The organism is Vibrio sp. D173a (genome assembly GCF_030248475.1).
Window position 1 is genome coordinate 1 of sequence record NZ_JAHGAH010000744.1, and the last position, 576, is coordinate 576.

Annotated in this window: 1 protein-coding gene; it reads right to left on the reverse strand. The window is 49.5% G+C overall.

The features are described 5' to 3' along the window. Window positions 1–576, reverse strand: a 576-nt coding sequence (locus KIV40_RS28960) for a RecQ family ATP-dependent DNA helicase (RefSeq protein WP_285352675.1), incomplete at both ends; no start/stop codon positions are given.

Below are 576 nucleotides of genomic sequence, written 5' to 3' on the forward strand. Positions count from 1 at the left end.
TGTGCTTCTCTACTAGGTTATAGCGGATATTAGGACGGTCAAAGCTGCCTAAGTAGGTATGAGGATCCACCAGCTGCAAGCGCTGAATAATGTCTTTACGCGTCGCATCGTCCGCAGTTGCCGTCAATGCCATATAAGGAACATGAGGAAAATACTGCTTAAGCTGACCAAGTGATGCGTATTCTGGACGGAAGTCATGACCCCATTGTGAGATACAATGCGCTTCATCCACTGCGATCATCGACAGCGGCAAACCTTGCAGGCGCTCAATGAAATCACGCATCAACACGCGTTCAGGTGAAACGTAGACCATCTTTAATTGGCCTGAGTTCATGCGATTGAAGACTGAAATGAGCCCTTCACGTGGCATTGAGGAGTTGATGCACTCAGCCGCCACACCATTGGCCTTGAGTTGGTCCACTTGATCTTTCATGAGCGAAATTAGTGGCGAGATAACTAATGTGAGCCCCTCACGCACTAACGCGGGAATCTGATAACAGAGCGACTTACCACCACCAGTTGGCATGATCACCAGGCTATCTTGCCCGGACACCGCCATATCGATCACCTCTTGCT